Origin of the sequence: Nocardioides sp. GY 10127 (assembly GCF_004919085.1) — a bacterium.
Taxonomy (GTDB): domain Bacteria; phylum Actinomycetota; class Actinomycetes; order Propionibacteriales; family Nocardioidaceae; genus Nocardioides.
In genome coordinates, this window is sequence record NZ_STGL01000008.1 from 93,102 (window position 1) to 112,159 (window position 19,058).

Here is a 19,058-nt window from a genome sequence, read left to right on the forward strand (position 1 = left end):
GGGGAGGGGTCACTGGTCGGGCTCCTGCCAGGTTCGGCCGTCGCGCTCGAGCAGCGCGGCGGAGGCGTAGGGGCCGGACGTGCCGGCCGGGTACCGCTTGGGCGCCTCGTGGGAGGCGGCCCAGGTGTCGAGGATCGGCGCCACCCACGTCCAGGCGGCCTCGACCTCGTCGCGACGCATGAAGAGCGTCGGGTCGCCCCGGACGACGTCCATGAGCAGGCGCTCGTAGGCGTCCGGGGAGCGCTCGGCGAAGGTGGTGGCGTACGACAGGTCCAGGGAGACCGGGCGCAGCCGGATGCCGCCGGGGCCGGGCTCCTTGGCCGTGACGAGGAGCTGCATGCCCTCGTCGGGCTGCACGCGGATGTGCAGGCGGTTGCCGACCACCGGGCCGGTGGCGTTGGGGAACATCTCGTGCGGCGGCTGCTTGAAGACCACGACGATCTCCGAGTAGCGGGTGCCGAGCCGCTTGCCCGTGCGCAGGTAGAAGGGGACGCCGGCCCAGCGCCAGTTCTGCACCTCGGCCTTGAGCGCCACGAACGTCTCGGTGCGCGAGCCGCCCTCGGGGAGGTGCTCGCCCAGGTCCTCGTTGTAGCCGGCGGCGGGGGCGCCGTCGACGAGGCCGGGGCCGTACTGGCCGCGGACGGTGAGCCGCTCGACGTCCGCCGGGGTCATCGGGCGCAGGGCCTGCAGCACCTTGAGCTTCTCGTCGCGGACGTTCTCGCGACCGACGTAGGTCGGCGGCTCCATCGCGACGAGGCACAGCAGCTGGAGGATGTGGTTCTGGAGCATGTCGCGCAGCGCGCCGGCCGTGTCGTAGTAGCCGCCGCGGGTGCCGACGCCGACGGTCTCGGCGACCGTGATCTGCACGTGGTCGACCCACCGGGAGGACCACAGCGGCTCGAGGAAGGTGTTGGCGAACCGCGTGACCAGCAGGTTCTGCACCGACTCCTTGCCGAGGTAGTGGTCGATGCGGAAGATCTGGTGCTCGGCGAAGACGTCGCCCACCGCGTCGTTGACCTCGCGGGCGCTCTCCAGGTCGTGCCCGATGGGCTTCTCCATGACGACGCGGGCGCGCTCGTCCACGACGCCGATGTCGGCCAGCCGGTTGCAGGTCGGGCCGAAGATCCGCGGCGCCACGGCCAGGTAGAAGACGCGGATGGTCTCCTCCTCGCGCGGGCGGTCCTTGAGCAGCTCGTGGAGGAGGTGCCAGCCCTCGGGGTCGTGGGCGTCGAGGCACAGGTGGTGCAGGCGGCCGAGCAGGCGCTCGACGACCGCGGGCTCGAGCCGCTCGGGCTCGACGAAGCGGTGCAGGGCGGCGCGCACCTCGGCGCGGTAGCCCTCGTCGTCCAGCTCGGAGCGGGAGACGCCGATGATCCGCGTGTCCGCGGGCAGGTGGCCCTCGAGGTCGCGGGAGTAGAGGGCGGGCAGGAGCTTGCGCAGGGCGAGGTCGCCGGTCCCGCCGAAGACGGTGAAGTCGCAGGACGCCGGGAGCTTGGCCGCGCCGCGGGCGCCGGCGGCGGTCCCGGGAACGGTGCCGGGCACTGCGCCGGGCAGTGCGCCCGTCGCGGCCACGGGGCGGGCGGGGACGTGGAGGGCACCGGTGGCCGGCGCGGCGGCGGTGCTCGTGGTGCTGGTGGCCGGGGTGCCGGGGTCGGCTGCCGGGGCGGCGGTGCCGCCGACGCCGTGGCTCGGGGGGAGCGGCGTCTGAGAGGAAGGGGCCATGGGAGGAGGGTCGCAGGACTTTTTGATCGTTACAAGCAGACTTCCGTCGATTTCCGGCAAAAGTATGTGGAACACTCAGTGTCGATGTCCACCACCACGCTCCCCACGAGCACCCCCGGCACCTCCGCCGGCGCGCTGCTCCACCTGGTCCGCACCCGGCAGGCCGAGACCCGCGGTGACCTCTCCCGCGTCACGGGGCTGTCCCGCAGCTCGGTCGCGTCCCGCCTCGCGTCGCTGGTCGACGCCGGGCTGCTGCTGGAGGGCGAGGAGCTCGCCTCGACGGGCGGGCGCCCGGCGGGCGGGCTCCAGCTCAACCCGGACGCCAACGTCGTGCTCGGCGTCGCCGTCGGCCGCTCCCGCAGCCAGGTCGGCGTCTTCGACCTCGCCGGCCGGGAGGTCTCGGGCGACACGCGCGACCACGAGCCCGGCATCAGCCCGGAGAAGCTCATGCCGGACGTCGTGGAGCGGCTCGGCACGCTGCTGGCCGGGGTCACCGCCCCCGTCGCCGGCATCGGGATGAGCCTGCCCGGCACCGTGGACCCGGTCCGCCTCACCAGCGTGGACGCCCCCGTCGTCCGCGGCTGGGACGGCGTGCCGCTGGAGCCGTGGCTGCGCAAGGTCACCGACGCGCCGCTGCACCTGGACAACGACACCTCGGTGCTCACCCGCTCCGAGCTCTTCGGCCGCGTCCCGGCGGCCCAGACGATGCTCGTGCTCAAGGCGTCCACGGGCCTCGCCATGGGGCTGGTGGCCGACGGACGCCTCGTCGGCGCCGGCCGCGGGCACACCGGCGAGCTCGGGCACACCCGCGTCGAGGCGGCCGGGGACCTCCCCTGCCGCTGCGGCGCCACCGGATGCCTGGAGACGCTGGCCGGCGGCTGGGCGCTCGTCGCCCGGCTCCAGGAGCAGGGGGTCGAGGCGCGGCACATCCGCGACCTCGTCCAGCTCGCCCTCGACGGCGAGCCGCAGGCCCGCCGCCTGCTGCGCGAGGCGGGTCGACACATCGGCGAGGTGCTGAGCGTCGCCGCCAACCTGCTGCACCCCGAGGCCGTGATCGTCGGCGGCGACATGGGCGGCGCCTTCGACCTGTTCGTGGCGGGGCTGCGCGAGTCCCTCTACGCCAACGGGCACCCCGGCGCCACCCGCGCCCTGCGCTTCCTGCCCTCGACCCACGGCGAGGCGGCCGGCCTGCACGGCTGCGCCGCGCTCGCGATCGACGCGGCCCTGGCCCCCGAGGCCGTCGACGCCCGGCTGCGCGGCCGCGCGTGAGGTCCGCCGCCCCCACCAGCCCCGCCGCCCCCGACCAGCGCACCACCCGGCCCGTACGCCGGCTGATCCCCCTGCTGGTGGGCCTCGTCATGGTCACGCCGATGGCCACCGACGCCTACCTGCCGGGCCTCCCGTCGCTGGCCGCCGACCTCGGCACCACCGACGCCGGCGCGCAGCTCACGCTCACCACGTTCATGGTCGGCACGGCCGTGGGCCAGGTGCTGGCCGGACCGATCTCGGACGGCACCGGCCGGCGTCCCCTGCTCGTCCTCGGCACCTGCCTGTTCGCCGCCGCGGGGGTCCTCACCGCGCTCTCCCCCAGCACCGGGCTGCTGCTGGCCGCCCGCGCCCTCCAGGGCCTCGGCGGCGCCTGCGGCATGGTGCTCGCCCGCGCCGTCGTCCTCGACGTCACCTCCGGGGCCGACACCGCCCGCGTCATCGGCACGATGATGGCGATCGTGGGCCTCGCGCCGGCGCTGGCCCCCGTGCTCGGCGGCCTCCTCGTGGACGTCGTGGGCTGGCGCGGCGTCCTCGGGCTCGTCGCCGTGGTCGGCATCGGGCTGGCCGCGGTCGTGTGGGCGCGCGTCCCCGAGACGCTGCCGCCCGAGCGACGCACGCCCGCCGGGCTCGGCGCGGTGGCGCGCAACGCCGGCATCGTGCTGGGCCGGACCGTCTACCGCCGCTACCTCTTCACGCACGTGCTCACGTTCACGGCGATGTTCACCTACGTCTCCTCCTCCTCGCTCGTCCTCCAGGACGACCTGGGGCTCTCCGCCCGGCAGTACTCGCTCGTCTTCGGCTCCAACGCCCTGGGGATGACGCTGTTCGCGTTCGGCTCGGTGCAGCTCTTCACCCGCACCCGCGTCGGCCACCGGCTGCTCGCCGGCACCGGCCTCGCCCTCTCCCTGACGGGTGCGACGGCGCTGCTCGCGCTGGGCCTCGCCGACGCGCCCCTGCCGGCCCTGCTCGTGGCCCTGTGGTGCGCGGTCGCGCCGACCTCCATGGCGATGAGCAACGTGGCGGTGCTGGCCGCCGAGCAGATCCGCGACTACGCGGGCAGCGGCTCGGCCTGGCAGGGCAGCCTGCCGTTCCTCGCGGGCGCGGCGATCGCGCCCGTGCTGGGGGCGCTGCACGCCACCGCGCCGGTGCCGATGGCCGCGGTGATGGTCACGCTGCTGGTCTGCGCCGTCGTCATGCTGACGCTGGCCCGCCGCGCCGAGGCCGCGCTGAAGGCCCCCGCGGGCGCGAGGGTGGAGCCGGGGACGTCCGCCGCGGACTAGCGTGCAGGGCATGAGCGAGCCGACCGACCCCTCCACGCCCGTCGCCGACCCCGCCGTCCTGGGCCTCGTCGACGACGCCACGCTCGAGGCCGGGTGGCTCGGAGGGCTGGTCGGCACCCGCGCCGTCCCGGACACCGAGGCGCCCGCGGCCCTCGCCTCCACCACGGGGAGCACCGTCACCGCTCCCCCGCTCACCCTCGTCGTCACCGGCGGCGCAGGACAGGTGATCGGGCCGCTGGCCCTGCTCGCGAAACGCGGCGTCCACCCCGCGGGCCTCGAGGTCAGCCTCCGGGACTCCGGCGACCCCCTCGGCAACGCCCGCCGGGTGGTCGCCGCGGTCGACTCCGCGCGGGCCGAGGGCCTGGTGCCGGACGAGATGCCGGTCTGGGTCGTCATGACCCCGGACGAGGCCGGTCACGGCTGGCTCGCCGCGGCCGACGAGGTCACCATGTCGGGGCTGCACCTGGGGCTGCCGACGCACGCGCCCGGGCTGCTGCCGTCCATGGTCGCCACCTGGATCGACGCGGCCCTGGACCGCGAGACCCCCTTCCGCTGCACCGGCGGCCTGGACACGGCGCTCACCGGGCCGGAGCGGGTCGGCTGGCTGTCGCTGCTCGCCGCCACCACCCTCGCCTTCGACGGCGCCGGCGGCTCCGAGGTCACCGCAGCCCTGCTCTCACCGGACGCCGAGCACCTGCTCGGGCTGGAGCCGCACCGCGCGCGGCGCTGGTTCCGCTCCTTCGCCTCGGCCCGCCCCGAGGCGGTGGCTCAGGAGGCGGCCGGGCTCGGCCTGCTGTCCCTGGTCTGATTCCTGGGCTGATTCCTGGTCTGAACCGCCCGGGGGCCCGGGCCGCTCCTTGTCGGCGCGACGGCCGCGCCGGGGCCGGCGAGCTCGGGGCCGGCCAGTTCGGGCCAGTGCGCCAGCGCGATCCGCTCCACCCGCTCGCGTGCCCGCGGGGTGGCCAGCAGGACCGGCGAGAGCACCGCGATCATCATCGAGCCGAGCACGATGGCCTCGTAGGCGCCGTGCAGCGAGGAGTCCATCGGGGCGACGAGCCCGCCGACCACGCTCGCGGCGACGAACCCCGTCACGGCCACCCGCGAGAGGCGCAGGCAGGCCAGGAACGGCAGCGGCCACAGCAGGTACCACAGGTGCACGACCGGGCTGAGGACGATGAGGGCGCCGAGCACCACGGCGGCGCTCGCCACCGCCGAGGCCGGGTCGCCCGTCGGACGCCGCAGCGCGACCCACCCGACCACCACGAGCGTGACCAGCGAGCCGACGAGCCGCACCGCGGCCAGGCCGGTGGCCGGCGTCCAGGCGACGCCGACGAGGCCCAGGACGGGTCCGGCGACGGCGTCCACCGCCCCACCCAGGAGCGTGGTGACCGACAGCGGCGTGTTGATGCTGGTCGGGACGCCGAGCTGGCCGACCCAGCCGAGCCCGGTCCCCGCGACCAGCCCGAGGCCGACGAGCACCGCCAGCGAGACGGCCCCCACCTGGGCTAGCCGGCGCAGCCGCGCAGCGGTCCCGGCGCCCGCGGGCAGGGAGACGAGGACGACGGCGACGCACACCAGCCCCGCCGGGCCCTTCACCCCGGCGGCCAGCGCGCCGAGCACCGCGCCCCAGACCCACCCCGGGACCCGCCTCCCCAGGCCCCGCGTCGGCAGCCCCTCGACGGTGACGACGAGCGCCGCGGCCATCAGCCCGACGAGCAGGAGGTCGTTGTGCAGCCCGCCGACGCCGTTGGCGAGCACGAGCGGGGAGCAGAGCACGAGCGCCGAGGCCAGGGCCGGGTCGAGCCCGCGCCACCGGGCCATCCGCGGCACGGCCCACGCCAGGAGCGCGAGCCCCACGAGCGCCAGCAACCGGTAGCCGACCGCGATGACCCAGGGGTTGCCCGTGAACGAGGCCAGCAGCCCGCCCCACGCCAGCGGCACGGGGCCGTAGGGGGTGGCGGTGTTGAGCCAGCGCGGGTCGACGGCCTCGACGATCGGGCCGGTGAGGATCGAGGGCGCCCAGACGTACGGGTCGAGGCCCAGGTGGACGAGCATCCCCTGCGCGGCGTAGGACCAGCCGTCGCGGGAGAACAGCGGCGGGGCGAGCAGGAGCGGGGCGCTCCAGGCCACCGTCGCGGTCCGGACCAGCGCGAGCCGGTCGGCCTCGTCGCCGGCGCCGTTCCCAGCCGCGCCGGCGGCCACGGTCCGGCACAGCGTCAGCCAGGCGCCCGCGAGCAGGCCCAGCCCGCCGAGCACCACGGCGACGCCGAGCAGTCGGCCGAGCATCGCGCCGCGCAGCACCTGGAGGGCGTCGAGCGCGAGCAGGGGTGTCGAGGCGGGCAGCGTGGAGACGACCAGGCCGCCGAGGAGCACCAGCACGGAGCCGGTCAGACCGCGGGACAGCACGCACCGGAACCTGCCAGGCCGCGGCCTCGCCGGAACCTCGGGAGGGAGGCGGGTCGGTGACGGCTCCGTGAACGGCCGGGGCGGGCGGGGCGGGCGGGACGGGCGGCGCGCTCAGCCGCCGTAGCGGCCGGTGACGAACGCGGCGAGCCGGTCCGCGAGGGCCGAGAGCCCCTCCTGGGCGGGGGCGGTGCCGTCCCACGCCACCACGAGCCGGATCGCCAGGCGGCCTCCGCCCGGCAGCCGGATCGCCAGCGGGACCAGCTCGTGCCGCGCGTCGTCCGAGACGACCGCGACGCCGCGACCGGCCGCGGTGAGGGCCTGCGCGATCGGCCCGCTCGCCGCCTCCAGGACGCCGGCGGGCTCGCTCGCCCCGGTCGCGGTCAGCGCGGCCTCGAGCGCCTCGCGGGAGGTGAAGGCGCGAGGGAGGAGCACCAGCCGCCGCTCGAGCAGCTCCGAGAGGGCGACCTGGCTGCGGCCGGCCCACTCGTCGTCGGGGCGGACGTAGGCCCACACGGGCAGCCGGGCCAGCGGTCGCCAGCGGGCCGGGGCGGCGGGCGGCCGGGTGCCGATGGCCAGGTCGGCGCCGGCGGCCAGCATCTCGGCGGGTCGGCGGCCGTCCTCGGGGCGGACGTCGAGCACCGGGTCGAGCGGTCCGGTGGTGGCCACGAACGGCGAGACGACGTCCGTGAGCGTGACGGTGGGGGCGGCGACGACGACCCGCTCGAGGCCGCCCGCGGCGTGCACGCGGGCCTCCTCGGCGACCAGGTCGGCCGCGGCCAGCAGGTCGCGGAACGCCGGGAGGAGGGCGACGCAGGTCCGCGAGGGCCGCAGCGGCCCCGACCCGCGACGCTCGAAGAGGCTGACCCCGAGGTCGGCCTCGAGCTGGCGCAGCTGCCGGGAGAGCGCCGGCTGGGAGACGTGGACGGCCTCCGCGGCCGCGGACACCCCGCCGGCGTCCGCCACGGCCACGGCGTACTCGACGTGTCGCAGCTGCATGCCGGCCTCCGCACCCGTTGTTATGCCGATGAGGCATGGACAAGGTCGATCATAGGTATTGGACAGGCATAACGACACCGCAGCACGATGGCCGCACCCCGACCCGACCCACCCGCGCCGGTGCCCTCGACCCCGGCCGCCCACCCAGGAGCAGCGCATGACCGCCACCACCGCCCCCGCGCCCACCGTCGTCAACGGCATCGCCCAGGAGCGGCGCCTCGTCACCGCGATCCCGGGCCCGCGCAGCGTGGAGCTGGCGGCGCGCAAGGCGGAGGCCGTGGCCCCCGCGGTCGGCACGACGATGCCGGTCTACGCCGAGCAGGCCGGCGGCGGCGTCATCGTGGACGTGGACGGCAACCACCTCGTCGACCTCGGCTCCGGCATCGCCGTGACCACCGTCGGCGTGAGCGACGCCCGCGTGGTGGCCGCCGTGCAGGCCCAGGTCGCGGCCTTCACCCACACCTGCTTCATGGTCACCCCCTACGAGGGCTACGTGGCCGTCGCCGAGAAGCTCAACGCCCTGGCCCCCGGCGACTTCGCCAAGCGCAGCGCGCTGTTCAACTCCGGCGCCGAGGCCGTCGAGAACGCTGTGAAGATCTCCCGCGCCTACACCGGCCGCAGCGCCGTGGTCGTCTTCGACCACGCCTACCACGGCCGCACCAACCTCACGATGGCGATGACCGCCAAGAACATGCCGTACAAGCACGGCTTCGGCCCGTTCGCCGGCGAGGTCTACCGCGCGCCGCTCTCCTACCCCTACCGCGACGGCGGGCTCTCCGGCGCGGACGCCGCCGCCCAGACCATCTCGATGATCGAGGCCCAGGTCGGCGCCGGGAACGTGGCCTGCGTCGTGATCGAGCCCATCCAGGGCGAGGGCGGCTTCATCGAGCCGGCCGAGGGCTTCCTGCCCGCGATCCAGGCCTGGTGCCGCGCCCACGGCGTCGTCTTCGTCGCCGACGAGGTGCAGACCGGCTTCGCCCGCACCGGCGACCTCTTCGCCTCGAACCACGAGGGCCTCGAGCCCGACCTGCTCGTCACCGCCAAGGGCATCGCGGGCGGCCTCCCGCTCTCCGCCGTCACCGGGCGCGCGGAGATCATGGACGCCTCGCACGCCGGTGGCCTCGGCGGCACCTACGGCGGCAACCCGCTGGCCTGCGCCGCGGCGCTCGCGGTCATCGACGCCATCGAGTCCGACGACCTCGTCGGCCGGGCCAAGGAGATCGAGGCCCTCCTCGGCGGCCGCCTGCGCGAGCTCGCCGCCCGCGACAGCCGGATCGGTCAGGTCCGCGGCCGCGGCGCCATGATCGCCGTCGAGCTCGTCAAGGCCGGCACCACCGAGCCCGACGCGGCGCTGGCCAAGGCCGTCGCCGCCGCCGCGCACGCCCAGGGCGTCGTCGTCCTGACCTGCGGCACCTACGGCAACGTCCTGCGCTTCCTGCCGCCGCTGGCCATCAGCGACGCGCTCCTCGAGGACGCCTTCTCGGTGCTCGAGCAGGCCTTCGCCGGCGCCTGAGCAGCCGCGCCCGCCGGCGCACCCCGTACCGCAGCACGACCCCGCCCGCACCGCCCACCGCAGAGCAGGAGAAGCCCGTGACCGAGCAAGCCACCTTCCCCGTCGAGAACCCGGCCACCCGCGAGGTCGTCGGCCACGTCCCCGACCACGGTGCCGAGGAGGCCCGCGCGGCCGTCGACCGGGCCCACGCCGCCTTCGGCGAGTGGTCCCGGACGTCCCCGCGCCAGCGCTCCGAGGTGCTGCGCAAGGCCTACGAGCTGATGCTGCGCGACAAGGACCGGCTGGCCGAGCTCATGGCCACGGAGAACGGCAAGTCGCTCTCGGACGCGGCGGGCGAGGTCGTCTACGCGGCCGAGTTCTTCCGCTGGTTCTCCGAGGAGGCCGTGCGCCCCGGCGGCGACTACGGCGAGTCCCCGGCCGGTGGCACCCGGACGATCGTGACCCACCGCCCGGTCGGCGTGGCCGCCCTCGTGACCCCGTGGAACTTCCCGGCCGCGATGGCCACCCGCAAGATCGGGCCGGCCCTGGCCGCGGGGTGCACCTGCGTCCTCAAGCCCGCCGCGGAGACCCCGCTGACCGCCCTCGCGGTCAAGGAGCTCCTCGTCGAGGCCGGGATGCCCGAGGACGCCGTGCAGGTGGTCACCACCACCGACGCCGGCGCGGTGGTGACCGCCTGGCTCGAGGACGACCGCGTCCGCAAGATCTCCTTCACCGGCTCCACCCGCGTGGGTCAGCTGCTGCTCGGCCAGGCCGCCGAGCGGGTCGTCAACGCGTCCATGGAGCTCGGCGGCAACGCCCCGCTCGTGGTCACCGAGGACGCCGACCTCGACCAGGCCGTCACCGGCGCGATGCTCGCCAAGTTCCGCAACGGCGGCCAGGCCTGCACCGCGGCCAACCGGTTCTACGTGCACGCCGACGTCGCCGAGGAGTTCACCGCCAAGTTCGTCGAGGCGGTCTCGAAGCTGAAGGTGGCCCCGGCCCTGGCCGGCGGCGACATCGGCCCGCTCATCACCGCCGCCGCCGTGGAGAAGGTGACCAAGGCCGTCGAGGGCGCGGTCGCCGACGGCGCCACCGTCGCCTACCAGGCCGAGGTGCCCGAGGACGACGGCTACTGGTACCCCGCCACGGTGCTCACCGACGTCGCCCAGGACGCCGCGGTGCTGGCCGAGGAGATCTTCGGCCCGGTCGCGCCCATCACCACCTGGACGACCGACGAGGAGGTGCTCGCGCTCGTCAACGGCACCGAGTACGGCCTCGCGTCCTACCTCTTCGCCGGCGACCTGCGCCGCGCGCTGAAGATGGCCGAGCAGGTCGAGGCCGGCATGGTCGGCATCAACCGCGGCCTGGTCTCCGACCCCTCCGCCCCCTTCGGCGGCGTCAAGCAGTCCGGCCTGGGCCGCGAGGGCGCCCGCGAGGGCCTGCTGGAGTTCACCGAGCCGCAGTACTTCTCGGTCGACTGGAGCTGAGCCGCACCGCACCGCACGACAGCACCTCGCGCGACGGGCCCCGGGACGACGTCCCGGGGCCCGTCGCCGTTCCCGGCCGGGTGCGGTGGGTCCGCGTGGACGGGTGTCCTGGGACGCCTGGCGGCGGTGCCAGAGTGGGCGCATGTTCTACGCCCCCGGCGAGCGCGACCGCACCCGTCTCCCGCACGACCCGTTCAAGGCCCTGGTGGCGCCGCGGCCGATCGGCTGGATCAGCACCCGCGGCCTCGACGGCTCCGTGAACCTCGCGCCCTACAGCTTCTTCAACGCCGTGTGCGACAGCCCGCCGATGGTGCTGTTCTCCTCCACCGGCCGCAAGGACACGCTCACCTACGCCCTCGAGCGGGGGGAGTTCACCTGGAACCTCGCCACACGGGCCCTGGCCGAGGCGATGAACGAGACGTGCGCCCCGCTGCCCCGCGGGGTCAGCGAGTTCGAGCGCGCCGGCCTCGCGCTGGCCGAGGGGGTCGCGGTCGAGACGCCGCGCGTCGCCGCCAGCCCCGCCTCGCTGGAGTGCGTGGTCGTCGGGCACGAGCGCCTGCGGGACAGGCACGGCCGCGACCTGGACCAGTGGACGGTGACCGGGGAGGTGGTCGGCGTCCACCTCGACGAGGGCCTGCTGACGCCGGACGGACGCTTCGACACCCGCGCGGCCGCCCCGCTCATGCGGGCCGGGTACCGCGACGAGTACCTGGTCGCCGACACCCCGCTGGCGATGCTGCGCCCGGAGCTGTGACCCGAGCTGTGACCCGAGCGGTCATCCAGGTTCAGGCGTGGGACGACGCCCACCGACCGGGCCACGATGCGGACCGCTCCGGACCGCGTAGCGTTCCGGCCTACCGTGGGGGTGCCCACCCGGCGCCCCACCCGACGACCCAGAGAGGCCCGCTCCCCATGACCCGCCCCGCCCGCACCCGCTCCGGAGCCGACGCATGACCGCCACCGCGGACGCGTTCAAGGCCGCGTTCCGACGCCACCCCGCCGGGGTCGCGATCGTGGTCGGCGAGGGCGAGGCCGGACCGGTCGGCATCACGGCGTCCTCCGTCGCCTCGGTGAGCGCGGCCCCGCCGATGCTGTCGTTCTCGCTGGCCCGCGGCGGCGCGTCCGCCGGGGTCATCGCCGGGAGCGAGCGGATCGCGGTCATGCTCCTCACCACGGGCCACAAGGGCCTCGCGGAGTCCTTCGCCCGCTCCGGCGGCGACCGGTTCACCCCGGACCAGCCGTGGCGGCACTCGCCGGACGCGCTGCCCGTGGTCGAGGGCGCGGCCGCGGTGCTCCACGGCAGCGTCACCCGCGTCGTCCCGGCCGGCGACTCCTGGCTCGTCCTCGTCACCGTGGACGACGTGGTGCTCGGCGAGGCCGGCGACCCGCTGGTCTACCACGACCGGCGCTGGTGGACGCCCGCCGAGCTGCGCGAGGAGGCGCTCGCCGCGCCCGACGCGGAGGCCTGAGGGGCCTCCCGGCTCAGAGCGTCACGAGCAGCAGCACCCCGGCGACCAGGCTGAGCAGCAGGGCCGCGAGCTCGAACGTCCGCTGGTCCATCCGGGCCGCGACCCGCACCCCGGCCCAGGCGCCCAGCAGCAACGCCGGGACCAGGGCCAGGTCGAGCAGCAGCGAGGCGGGGTGGATGAGTCCCAGGCTCACGCTCAGCGGCACCTTGAGCAGGTTCACCACCAGGTAGAACCAGGCGGTGGTGCCGAGCATCTGGAGCTTCGGCATGCCCGCGGCGACCAGGTAGATCGCCATCACCGGACCGGCCGCGTTGGCCGTCATCGTCGCGAACCCGGCGAGGAAGCCCGCGGCCACCGCGAAGCCCGGGTGCCCGGCGACCCGGGCGGTCAGGTCGGAGCGTCCCTGCCACAGCGCGAGCAGCACGAGGACGACCACGATGGTGCCGATCGTCGCCTTCATGACGGTGTCGTCGACGTGGTCGATGAACACCCAGCCCGCGGCCAGCCCGGGCAGCACCGCCGGCAGCACCCGCGCGAGCACCCGCCAGGAGCCGCTGCGCCGGTAGGTGCCGACCGCGACCAGGTCCCCGACGATCAGCAGCGGGAGCATCGCGCCGGACGACGCCCGCGCGGGGAGGACGAGCGCGAACAGCGCGGCGGAGACGGTGCCCACCCCGCTCACCCCGGTCTTGGCGAAGCCGACCAGGAACGCGGCGAGAACGAGGAGCGACACGGCCAGGGTGCCGAGGTCGTGGACCTGCTGGAGCACGCGTCGCCTCCGGTCGGGGCTGGGTCTGTAAGGGGTCTGGACGGGGTCTGGACGGGAGTGGATCGGGCCTCGGGCAGGGCGTCGGGCAGGGCGTCGCAACCGTGCAGGGAAGGGACGTCCCGACCGACGTCGGAGGCTAGCGGGGTCGGAGCATCCCGCACAGAGCGCGCTCCCACCCTCTAGGGTTCAGCCGGGGCCGGGCGAGCCGTGCCCGGTCACCAGAGCCCGAGGGGGACGGCAGGATGGCGCGCGAGTCGCTGGTCAGCGTGGTGGCCAACGCGCTCCTGGACCGGATGGTCTCCGGCGAGCTGCCGGCGGGGACGATGCTCCCCTCCGAGCTGGTCATCGGCGAGGAGTTCGAGGTCTCCCGGCTCACCGCCCGCGAGGCCGTCAAGCAGCTGGCGGCGGTCAACGTCATCCGCACCGAGCGCGGCCGCGGCAGCATCGTCAACGACGTCTCCCGGTGGACCTCCATCGAGGCCGTGGCCCGGGCCGCCACGGCCGCCGGCGGCGCCAGCGCCGTGTCGCTCCAGGTGCTCCAGATGCGCCGGATGCTCGAGGTCGGCGCGGCGGAGCTCGCCGCGCCGCGGGTGAGCGAGGAGGACGTGGCGGCCCTGCGCGCCCACCTGGCCCAGATGCGGACGGCGCACTCGATCGGGGACGTGGCGCGCTTCGTCGAGGGCGACCTCGCCTTCCACGACGTCCTGCTCCGGGCGTCCGGCAACCTGCTCGTCCCGGTGATGTTCGAGCCGGTCCGCCGGCTCCTGGCCGCCACCCGGCTGGAGACCTCCGAGGTCCCCGAGATCCAGGCGCACGCCATCGAGCACCACGAGGCGGTGCTGCGCGCGGCCGAGGCCCGTGACGGCGACGCCTGCCGCACCGCCATGGACGCGCACATGGCGCAGACCATGGACGACCTGCGCGCCTACGTGCTCACCGACTGACCGGTCCACCCCCGCTCGGCCACGCGCGCGGCCGCCTGATCGGGGTGGATGCGGTGCATCTGGTGCACCGCATCCACCCCGATCCGTCTGGCGCGCGCCCCCTCGGTGCGGACGCCCGGCCCGCGCGCGCCCGGACGTCCGACCCGGGCCCTCGCGCGGACCGGCCCCGCCCCGCGTGACCTGCGCCTCTCCCCCGGGTTGACGCGACCCAGGTCACACACCTACTGTCAGATGTCAGACATCAGAGATGTGAGGTGGAACAACCCCGATGACGACCATCACGGAGGTCCTGGCCGGCCACGCGCCGTCGCCCACGACCAGCGCCGCCGAGGTCGAGGCCCGCGCCGAGAAGGCCCCGGTCCTCGTCGTCCTCGACGACGACCCGACCGGGACCCAGCCGGTCGCCGGGCTGCCGGTGCTGACGCGCTGGGCGGAGGAGGACCTGGCGTGGGCGTTCGCCCAGCAGGTGCCCGCCGTCTACGTGCTCACCAACACCCGCTCCCTCGACCCCGACGCCGCCGCCGAGCGCAACCGCGAGGTGGCCCGGGCCGCGCGCGCCGCCGCGGCCACCACCGGCGTCCAGGTCGTCTTCGTCTCGCGCGGCGACTCCACGCTGCGCGGCCACTTCCCGCTCGAGACCGACACCCTGGTCGGCGAGGTCGCCGCGGAGCTCACCACCGCGTCCGGCGCCACCCTCGAGGGCCACGCGGTCGACGCCGTCCTGCTCGTCCCGGCGTTCCCGGACGCCGGCCGCGTGACCGTCGACGGGGTCCACTACTACGTCACCGACGGCGAGGCCGTGCCGGTCGGCGAGACCGAGTTCGCCAAGGACGCCACGTTCGGCTACTCCTCCTCCGACCTGCGCGACTGGGTCGCCGAGACCACCGGCGGCCGGTACGCCGCCGCCGAGGTCGCCTGCGTCGACCTGCGCACCATCCGCGAGGGCGGCCCCGAGGCCGTCGCGTCGCTGCTGGAGTCCGTGACCGGCGGGCTGCCCGTGGCGGTCGACGCCGTCACGGAGGAGGACCTGCGCGTCGTGGCGCTCGGCGTCCTGCTGGCGCAGGAGCACGGCCACACCTTCGTGCACCGCGTCGGCCCCACGTTCGTCCGCGCGCTCATCGGCCTGGAGCCCCCGGCCCCGCTCGACCCCGACACCGTCTACGGCGCCGAGGGCGGCAACCCCACCGGCGGCCTGGTCGTCGTCGGCAGCCACGTCGCGCTCACCACGCGCCAGCTCGCGGACCTGCAGGCCAGCGACGTCGAGCAGGACGTCGTGGAGCTCGAGGTGCCGCAGGTGCTCGACCCGGCCCGGCGCGACGCGCACGTGGCCGACGTCGTCGAGCGGGTGCGGGTGGGCCTGCGCACCGGGACGGTCGTGCTGCACACGTCCCGCGCCCTGGTCCGCGTCGAGGACGGGGCCGCGAGCCTCGACCTGTCGCGCCAGGTCTCGGCCGCGCTGGTGCAGGTCGTGCGCACGATCGTCGACGAGGGCGTGGGCGGCGAGGCCGGCACGGCCGGCCCGCGCTTCGTCATCGCCAAGGGCGGCATCACGTCGTCCGACACCGCCACCCACGGCCTCGGCATGAGCCGGGCCATGGTGCGCGGCCCGATGCTCCCGGGCATCGTCTCGCTGTGGCAGCCCATGGACGGGCCCGGCCTCGGCACGCCGTACGTCGTCTTCGCCGGCAACGTCGGCGGGGACACCTCCCTGACCGACGTCGTCCGCACCCTGACCCGAGGAGCCACCCGATGACCACCACGTCCGCCGACACCGCCACCACCCCCGCCGCCGGCGAGGGCCTCTCGGTCTGCGTGCTGGGCCTGGGCGCCATGGGCCTGCCCATGGCCACCAACCTCACCACCGTCGCGACCGTGCACGGCTTCGACCCCGCCGCCGCCCGCGCCGACCTGGCCCGCGAGGCCGGGATCACCGTCCACCCCGACGCCCGCTCGGCGGCCGCGGTCTCGGACGTCGTCCTGCTCGCCGTGCGCGACGGCGGCCAGCTGCACGAGGTGCTGTTCGGCGAGGCCGGCATCGCCGAGGTCCTCTCCCCCGGCTCGGTCGTCCTCATGACCAGCACCGTCGGCATCGGCGTGGTCGTCGAGGCCGCCGAGAAGCTCGCCGGCCTGGGCGTCGGCCTGGTCGACGCCCCGCTGTCGGGCGGCCCCGCCCGCGCCGGCGCCGGTGACCTGCTGGTCGTGGTCGGCGCCTCCCCGGCGGACCGCGACAAGGCCGCCCCCGTCCTCGAGGCCATGTCCTCGACCCTCGTGGTCGTCGGCGACAAGGCCGGCGACGGCCAGGCCATGAAGACCGTCAACCAGCTGCTGTGCGGCGTCCACATCGCCGCCGCCGCCGAGGCGCTGGCGCTCGCCGACCGCCTCGGGCTCGACCTCCAGCGCACGCTCGACGGCCTGCGGGCCGGTGCCGCCGCCAGCTTCATGCTCGGCAACCGCGGCCCCCGCATGCTCCAGGCCTGGGACGAGGAGGGCGCCGAGGTGCTCAGCCGCCTCGACATCTTCGTCAAGGACCTCGGCATCGTGGGCAAGGCCGCCCGCGAGCACCACCTGGCGGCCCCCGTGGCCGTGGCCGCCGAGCAGCTCTTCCTCCTCGGCGAGGCCCAGGGCCTCGGGCTCGCCGACGACTCCGCGGTGATCCGCACCCTGGCGCCCCAGCGTCCCGGCTCCGCCGGCTGACCTGGACGACCCCCCTCAGGCGGGGCGGCTCCGACGTCCCTCACGCCCTCGACGGCGTGAGGACCCACGTCGGCGCCGTCCTGCCACCCCACCGCCCGGCCCCCACGGCCGGGCGGGCGCTCCGCCCTGCCCACACTGCTGTCCACCCCAGTCCACCCACTGGCCGTCCTCAGGAGGATCCCCTTGGGAACCACAGGTCTGCTGATCACCGCCGTCGCGGCGGTGGCGGTGCTGCTCGTCGCGATCATCCGGCTCAAGCTGCCGGCGTTCCTCGCCCTGCTCGGCGTCAGCGTGCTCACGGCGCTCGTCGTCGGCATCCCGCTCAGTGACGTCGTCACCACCATCGTCGAGGGCATGGGCGGCACGCTCGGCAGCGTCGCCCTCCTCGTCGGCCTGGGCACCATGCTCGGCAAGCTCATCGAGGTCTCGGGCGGCGCCCGCTCGCTCGCCGACTCCTTCACCGCCGGCTTCGGCGAGCAGCGGATCGTCGCGGCACTGACCGCGGTGGCCTTCCTGCTGGCCATCCCCGTCTTCTTCGACGTGGGCTTCATCGTCCTGGTCCCGATCATCTACGGGTTCGCGGTCGCGCTCGGCGCCAACCCCGTCAAGGTCGGTCTCCCCGTCGGCGGCATCATGCTCGCCATCCACGTGACCGTCCCGCCGCACCCCGGCGTCGTCGGTGGCGCCGCGCTCGTGAACGGCGACCTGGGCTGGATCACCATCTTCGGCCTGATCATCTGCCTGCCGCTGGCCGTGCTCTCCTACTACGTCGCCAAGGTGATCAACCGCCGCGACATCGCGATGCTCCCGGAGACCGCCCGCACCTTCGCCTCGTTCCGCGAGTCGATGCTGGCCTCCGGCTCGGCCGCCCCGGTCGACGAGGACGAGACCGCCGTGGCCCGTGCGGCCCGCGAGAACCCGGCCGGCACCGCCTCGGTCCTGGTCTTCATCCTGCTGCCGATCCTGATGATCATGTCCGGCACCGTCGGCGGCCTGTTCACCACGGACGGCTCGACGGCCGACGCCGTCCTCGGCTTCGTCGGCGCCCCCGCCGTCGCCCTGCTCGTCACGACGTTCCTGGCCTACTACTGGCTGGGCATCCGCCGCGGCGTGACCTCCGCCGACCTCGGCTCCGCCCTCGACGCGGGCCTCGCCCCGGCCGCGATCATCATCCTGGTCACCGGCGCCGGCGGCGTGTTCGGCAAGGTGCTCACCGTCTCCGGCATCGGCAACGCCCTGGCCACCTCGCTGGCCGCCACCGGCATGCCGCTGCTGCTCGCGCTGTTCCTGGTCGCGGTCGTGCTGCGCGTCTCGCAGGGCTCGGCGACGGTCGCCATCGTCACCACCCTCGGCCTGCTCGGCGGCGCCGTGACCGGTGGCGACTACACCACCGCGCAGGTCGCCCTGCTCGTGCTCGGTGTCGGCTTCGGCGCCCTCGGCTTCTCCCACGTCACCGACTCCGGCTTCTGGGTGGTCACCCGGTTCCTCGGGCTGTCGGTGGCCGACGGCCTGCGCACGTGGACGGTGCTCACCACCGTCCTGGGCGTGGTGGGCTTCCTGCTCACCGCGGTCGTCTTCGGCGTCGTCACGGCGGCGGGTCTGTGACCGCGGACGTCGTCACCCTCCAGCAGGCCCGGGGCACCGCCCCGGGCCTGCTGGCCGTGCTGGTGACCGAGCGGCTCGAGCGGGGCGGGGCCGTCGCGGCCATCGCCTGCTACGACTTCACGACCGCCCTCGGGGCCGTCGCCGCGGCCGAGGCCGCCGGGCGACCCCTCATCCTGCTGGTGCCGCCGGTCGTGGCCGCCGACCCGACCGGCCCCCGCCTGGTGCGGGCGCTGCGCGGCCTGGCGGACGGCGCGGACGTGCCGGTCGTCGTCCAGCTGGACCACGCGCGGGACGCCGACCTCATCCTCGCCACCGTCGAGGCCGGCGCGCACGCCGTCCTCGCCGACGGCTCGCACCTGTCCCTGGAGGAGAACGCGGCGTTCGTCGCCTCGATCGTGGCCCGGGTGCCCGCCGGCGTCAGCGTCGAGGCGGAGCTCGGCGCACTGGCAGGCGACGAGGACCGGACGGACGTCGCCTCGACCGTGCCCGCGGGCATGACCGACCCCGCCGACGTCGCCGGGTTCCTGGCCGCGTCCGGCGCGCACCTGCTCGCCGTCTCGATCGGCAACGCGCACGGCAGCTACTCCGGCGTCCCGCACCTGGACTGGGACCTGCTGGACCGCATCCGCACCGAGGCCGACGGCGTGCCGCTCGTGCTGCACGGCGCGTCCGGGCTGGCAGCCGAGGAGCTCGCGGCCGCCCCCGGCCGCGGGATCGGCAAGGTCAACGTCAACACCGAGGTCCGCGAGACCCTCCTGGCCCGGCTCTCCGAGGCCGTGCCCGAGGCGGTCGGCAAGGGCGCGGACGTCCGCGGCCTCGTCGCCGCCTGGCGCGGGAGCGTCACCGCGTCCGTCGCGGACGTCGTGGCACTGCTCGACCCGGCCTGACGCCCTCTGACCGGTCACGCACGACGGCCCGGCACGTC

General features: G+C 75.4%; 16 protein-coding genes. 12 read left to right on the forward strand and 4 right to left on the reverse strand.

The window, feature by feature from the left end; all coding sequences use genetic code 11:
* Positions 1-9: 9 nt before the first annotated feature.
* Positions 10-1,722, reverse strand: a complete 1,713-nt coding sequence (gene zwf / locus E8D37_RS15145) for a glucose-6-phosphate dehydrogenase (RefSeq protein ID WP_136570652.1) — start codon at positions 1,720-1,722, stop codon at positions 10-12.
* A gap of 84 nt (positions 1,723-1,806) precedes the next feature.
* Here zwf and E8D37_RS15150 point away from each other — a divergent pair, with 84 nt between their 5' ends.
* From E8D37_RS15150 to E8D37_RS15160, 3 genes are read left to right on the forward strand one after another with little or no spacing between them, the layout of a single operon-like run.
* The gene (locus E8D37_RS15150; protein WP_136570654.1) at positions 1,807-2,991 is read left to right on the forward strand and encodes an ROK family protein; all 1,185 of its coding nucleotides are present in this window, start codon (positions 1,807-1,809) and stop codon (positions 2,989-2,991) included.
* Positions 2,988-4,271, forward strand: coding sequence for a multidrug effflux MFS transporter (locus E8D37_RS15155; RefSeq protein ID WP_136570656.1), 1,284 nt, complete (start codon positions 2,988-2,990; stop codon positions 4,269-4,271). The genes E8D37_RS15150 and E8D37_RS15155 overlap by 4 nt, the downstream gene beginning before the upstream one ends.
* A gap of 10 nt (positions 4,272-4,281) precedes the next feature.
* Positions 4,282-5,079: a hypothetical protein gene (locus E8D37_RS15160; RefSeq protein ID WP_136570657.1), complete on the forward strand. Its 798-nt coding sequence runs from the start codon at positions 4,282-4,284 to the stop codon at positions 5,077-5,079.
* Here the strand turns inward: E8D37_RS15160 and mptB are convergent.
* Together mptB and E8D37_RS15170 are read right to left on the reverse strand one after the other, a co-directional pair.
* Entirely contained in the window at positions 5,040-6,677 is a 1,638-nt protein-coding gene (mptB, locus tag E8D37_RS15165) for a polyprenol phosphomannose-dependent alpha 1,6 mannosyltransferase MptB (protein ID WP_136570658.1), read from the reverse strand. The two genes, E8D37_RS15160 and mptB, sit on opposite strands and share 40 nt — an antisense overlap.
* Before the next feature lie 111 nt (positions 6,678-6,788).
* The gene (locus tag E8D37_RS15170; protein WP_136570660.1) at positions 6,789-7,673 is read right to left on the reverse strand and encodes a LysR family transcriptional regulator; all 885 of its coding nucleotides are present in this window, start codon (positions 7,671-7,673) and stop codon (positions 6,789-6,791) included.
* Positions 7,674-7,830: 157 nt separating this feature from the next.
* On the opposite strand from E8D37_RS15170, the gene gabT reads away from it, so the two are divergent.
* From gabT to E8D37_RS15190, 4 genes are all read left to right on the forward strand, one after another.
* A complete protein-coding gene (gene gabT, locus E8D37_RS15175; protein WP_136570661.1) occupies positions 7,831-9,186 on the forward strand; it encodes a 4-aminobutyrate--2-oxoglutarate transaminase in 1,356 nt (451 codons plus the stop codon).
* Positions 9,187-9,263: 77 nt separating this feature from the next.
* A complete protein-coding gene (locus E8D37_RS15180; protein WP_136570662.1) occupies positions 9,264-10,652 on the forward strand; it encodes an NAD-dependent succinate-semialdehyde dehydrogenase in 1,389 nt (462 codons plus the stop codon).
* Positions 10,653-10,794: 142 nt separating this feature from the next.
* Positions 10,795-11,406 carry a flavin reductase family protein gene (locus tag E8D37_RS15185; protein WP_136570663.1) on the forward strand — a complete coding sequence of 204 codons (612 nt, stop codon included), beginning with the start codon at positions 10,795-10,797 and terminating at the stop codon, positions 11,404-11,406.
* 196 nt (positions 11,407-11,602) lie between these two features.
* Complete coding sequence (locus tag E8D37_RS15190) at positions 11,603-12,121, forward strand: flavin reductase family protein (RefSeq protein ID WP_136570665.1); 519 nt, start codon at positions 11,603-11,605, stop codon at positions 12,119-12,121.
* Positions 12,122-12,134: 13 nt separating this feature from the next.
* On the opposite strand, the gene E8D37_RS15195 is transcribed toward E8D37_RS15190, so the two are convergent.
* On the reverse strand, positions 12,135-12,890 hold the full coding sequence (locus E8D37_RS15195) for a sulfite exporter TauE/SafE family protein (protein ID WP_136570667.1): 756 nt from the start codon (positions 12,888-12,890) through the stop codon (positions 12,135-12,137).
* 242 nt (positions 12,891-13,132) lie between these two features.
* On the opposite strand from E8D37_RS15195, the gene E8D37_RS15200 reads away from it, so the two are divergent.
* The 5 genes from E8D37_RS15200 (at position 13,133) to E8D37_RS15220 (ending at position 19,020) form a co-directional block, all read left to right on the forward strand.
* A complete protein-coding gene (locus tag E8D37_RS15200; RefSeq protein WP_136570668.1) occupies positions 13,133-13,834 on the forward strand; it encodes an FCD domain-containing protein in 702 nt (233 codons plus the stop codon).
* 268 nt (positions 13,835-14,102) lie between these two features.
* Entirely contained in the window at positions 14,103-15,587 is a 1,485-nt protein-coding gene (locus E8D37_RS15205) for a four-carbon acid sugar kinase family protein (protein ID WP_136570670.1), read from the forward strand.
* A complete protein-coding gene (locus E8D37_RS15210) occupies positions 15,584-16,528 on the forward strand; it encodes an NAD(P)-dependent oxidoreductase (RefSeq protein ID WP_136570672.1) in 945 nt (314 codons plus the stop codon). Before E8D37_RS15205 ends, E8D37_RS15210 begins: the two co-directional genes overlap by 4 nt.
* A gap of 183 nt (positions 16,529-16,711) precedes the next feature.
* Positions 16,712-18,133 carry a GntP family transporter gene (locus E8D37_RS15215; RefSeq protein WP_136570674.1) on the forward strand — a complete coding sequence of 474 codons (1,422 nt, stop codon included), beginning with the start codon at positions 16,712-16,714 and terminating at the stop codon, positions 18,131-18,133.
* The gene (locus E8D37_RS15220) at positions 18,130-19,020 is read left to right on the forward strand and encodes a class II fructose-bisphosphate aldolase (protein WP_206055776.1); all 891 of its coding nucleotides are present in this window, start codon (positions 18,130-18,132) and stop codon (positions 19,018-19,020) included. The genes E8D37_RS15215 and E8D37_RS15220 overlap by 4 nt, the downstream gene beginning before the upstream one ends.
* Positions 19,021-19,058 lie beyond the last annotated feature (38 nt).

What these genes read in the sequence shown, in the direction of transcription:
- E8D37_RS15210 (WP_136570672.1), top strand. Translation starts at nt 15,584, where the DNA reads ATGACCACCACGTCCGCCGACACCGCCACCACCCCCGCCGCCGGCGAG.
- zwf (WP_136570652.1), bottom strand. Translation starts at nt 1,722, where the DNA reads ATGGCCCCTTCCTCTCAGACGCCGCTCCCCCCGAGCCACGGCGTCGGC.
- E8D37_RS15160 (WP_136570657.1), top strand. Translation starts at nt 4,282, where the DNA reads ATGAGCGAGCCGACCGACCCCTCCACGCCCGTCGCCGACCCCGCCGTC.
- gabT (WP_136570661.1), top strand. Translation starts at nt 7,831, where the DNA reads ATGACCGCCACCACCGCCCCCGCGCCCACCGTCGTCAACGGCATCGCC.
- E8D37_RS15200 (WP_136570668.1), top strand. Translation starts at nt 13,133, where the DNA reads ATGGCGCGCGAGTCGCTGGTCAGCGTGGTGGCCAACGCGCTCCTGGAC.
- E8D37_RS15170 (WP_136570660.1), bottom strand. Translation starts at nt 7,673, where the DNA reads ATGCAGCTGCGACACGTCGAGTACGCCGTGGCCGTGGCGGACGCCGGC.
- E8D37_RS15190 (WP_136570665.1), top strand. Translation starts at nt 11,603, where the DNA reads ATGACCGCCACCGCGGACGCGTTCAAGGCCGCGTTCCGACGCCACCCC.
- E8D37_RS15185 (WP_136570663.1), top strand. Translation starts at nt 10,795, where the DNA reads ATGTTCTACGCCCCCGGCGAGCGCGACCGCACCCGTCTCCCGCACGAC.
- E8D37_RS15205 (WP_136570670.1), top strand. Translation starts at nt 14,103, where the DNA reads ATGACGACCATCACGGAGGTCCTGGCCGGCCACGCGCCGTCGCCCACG.
- E8D37_RS15150 (WP_136570654.1), top strand. Translation starts at nt 1,807, where the DNA reads ATGTCCACCACCACGCTCCCCACGAGCACCCCCGGCACCTCCGCCGGC.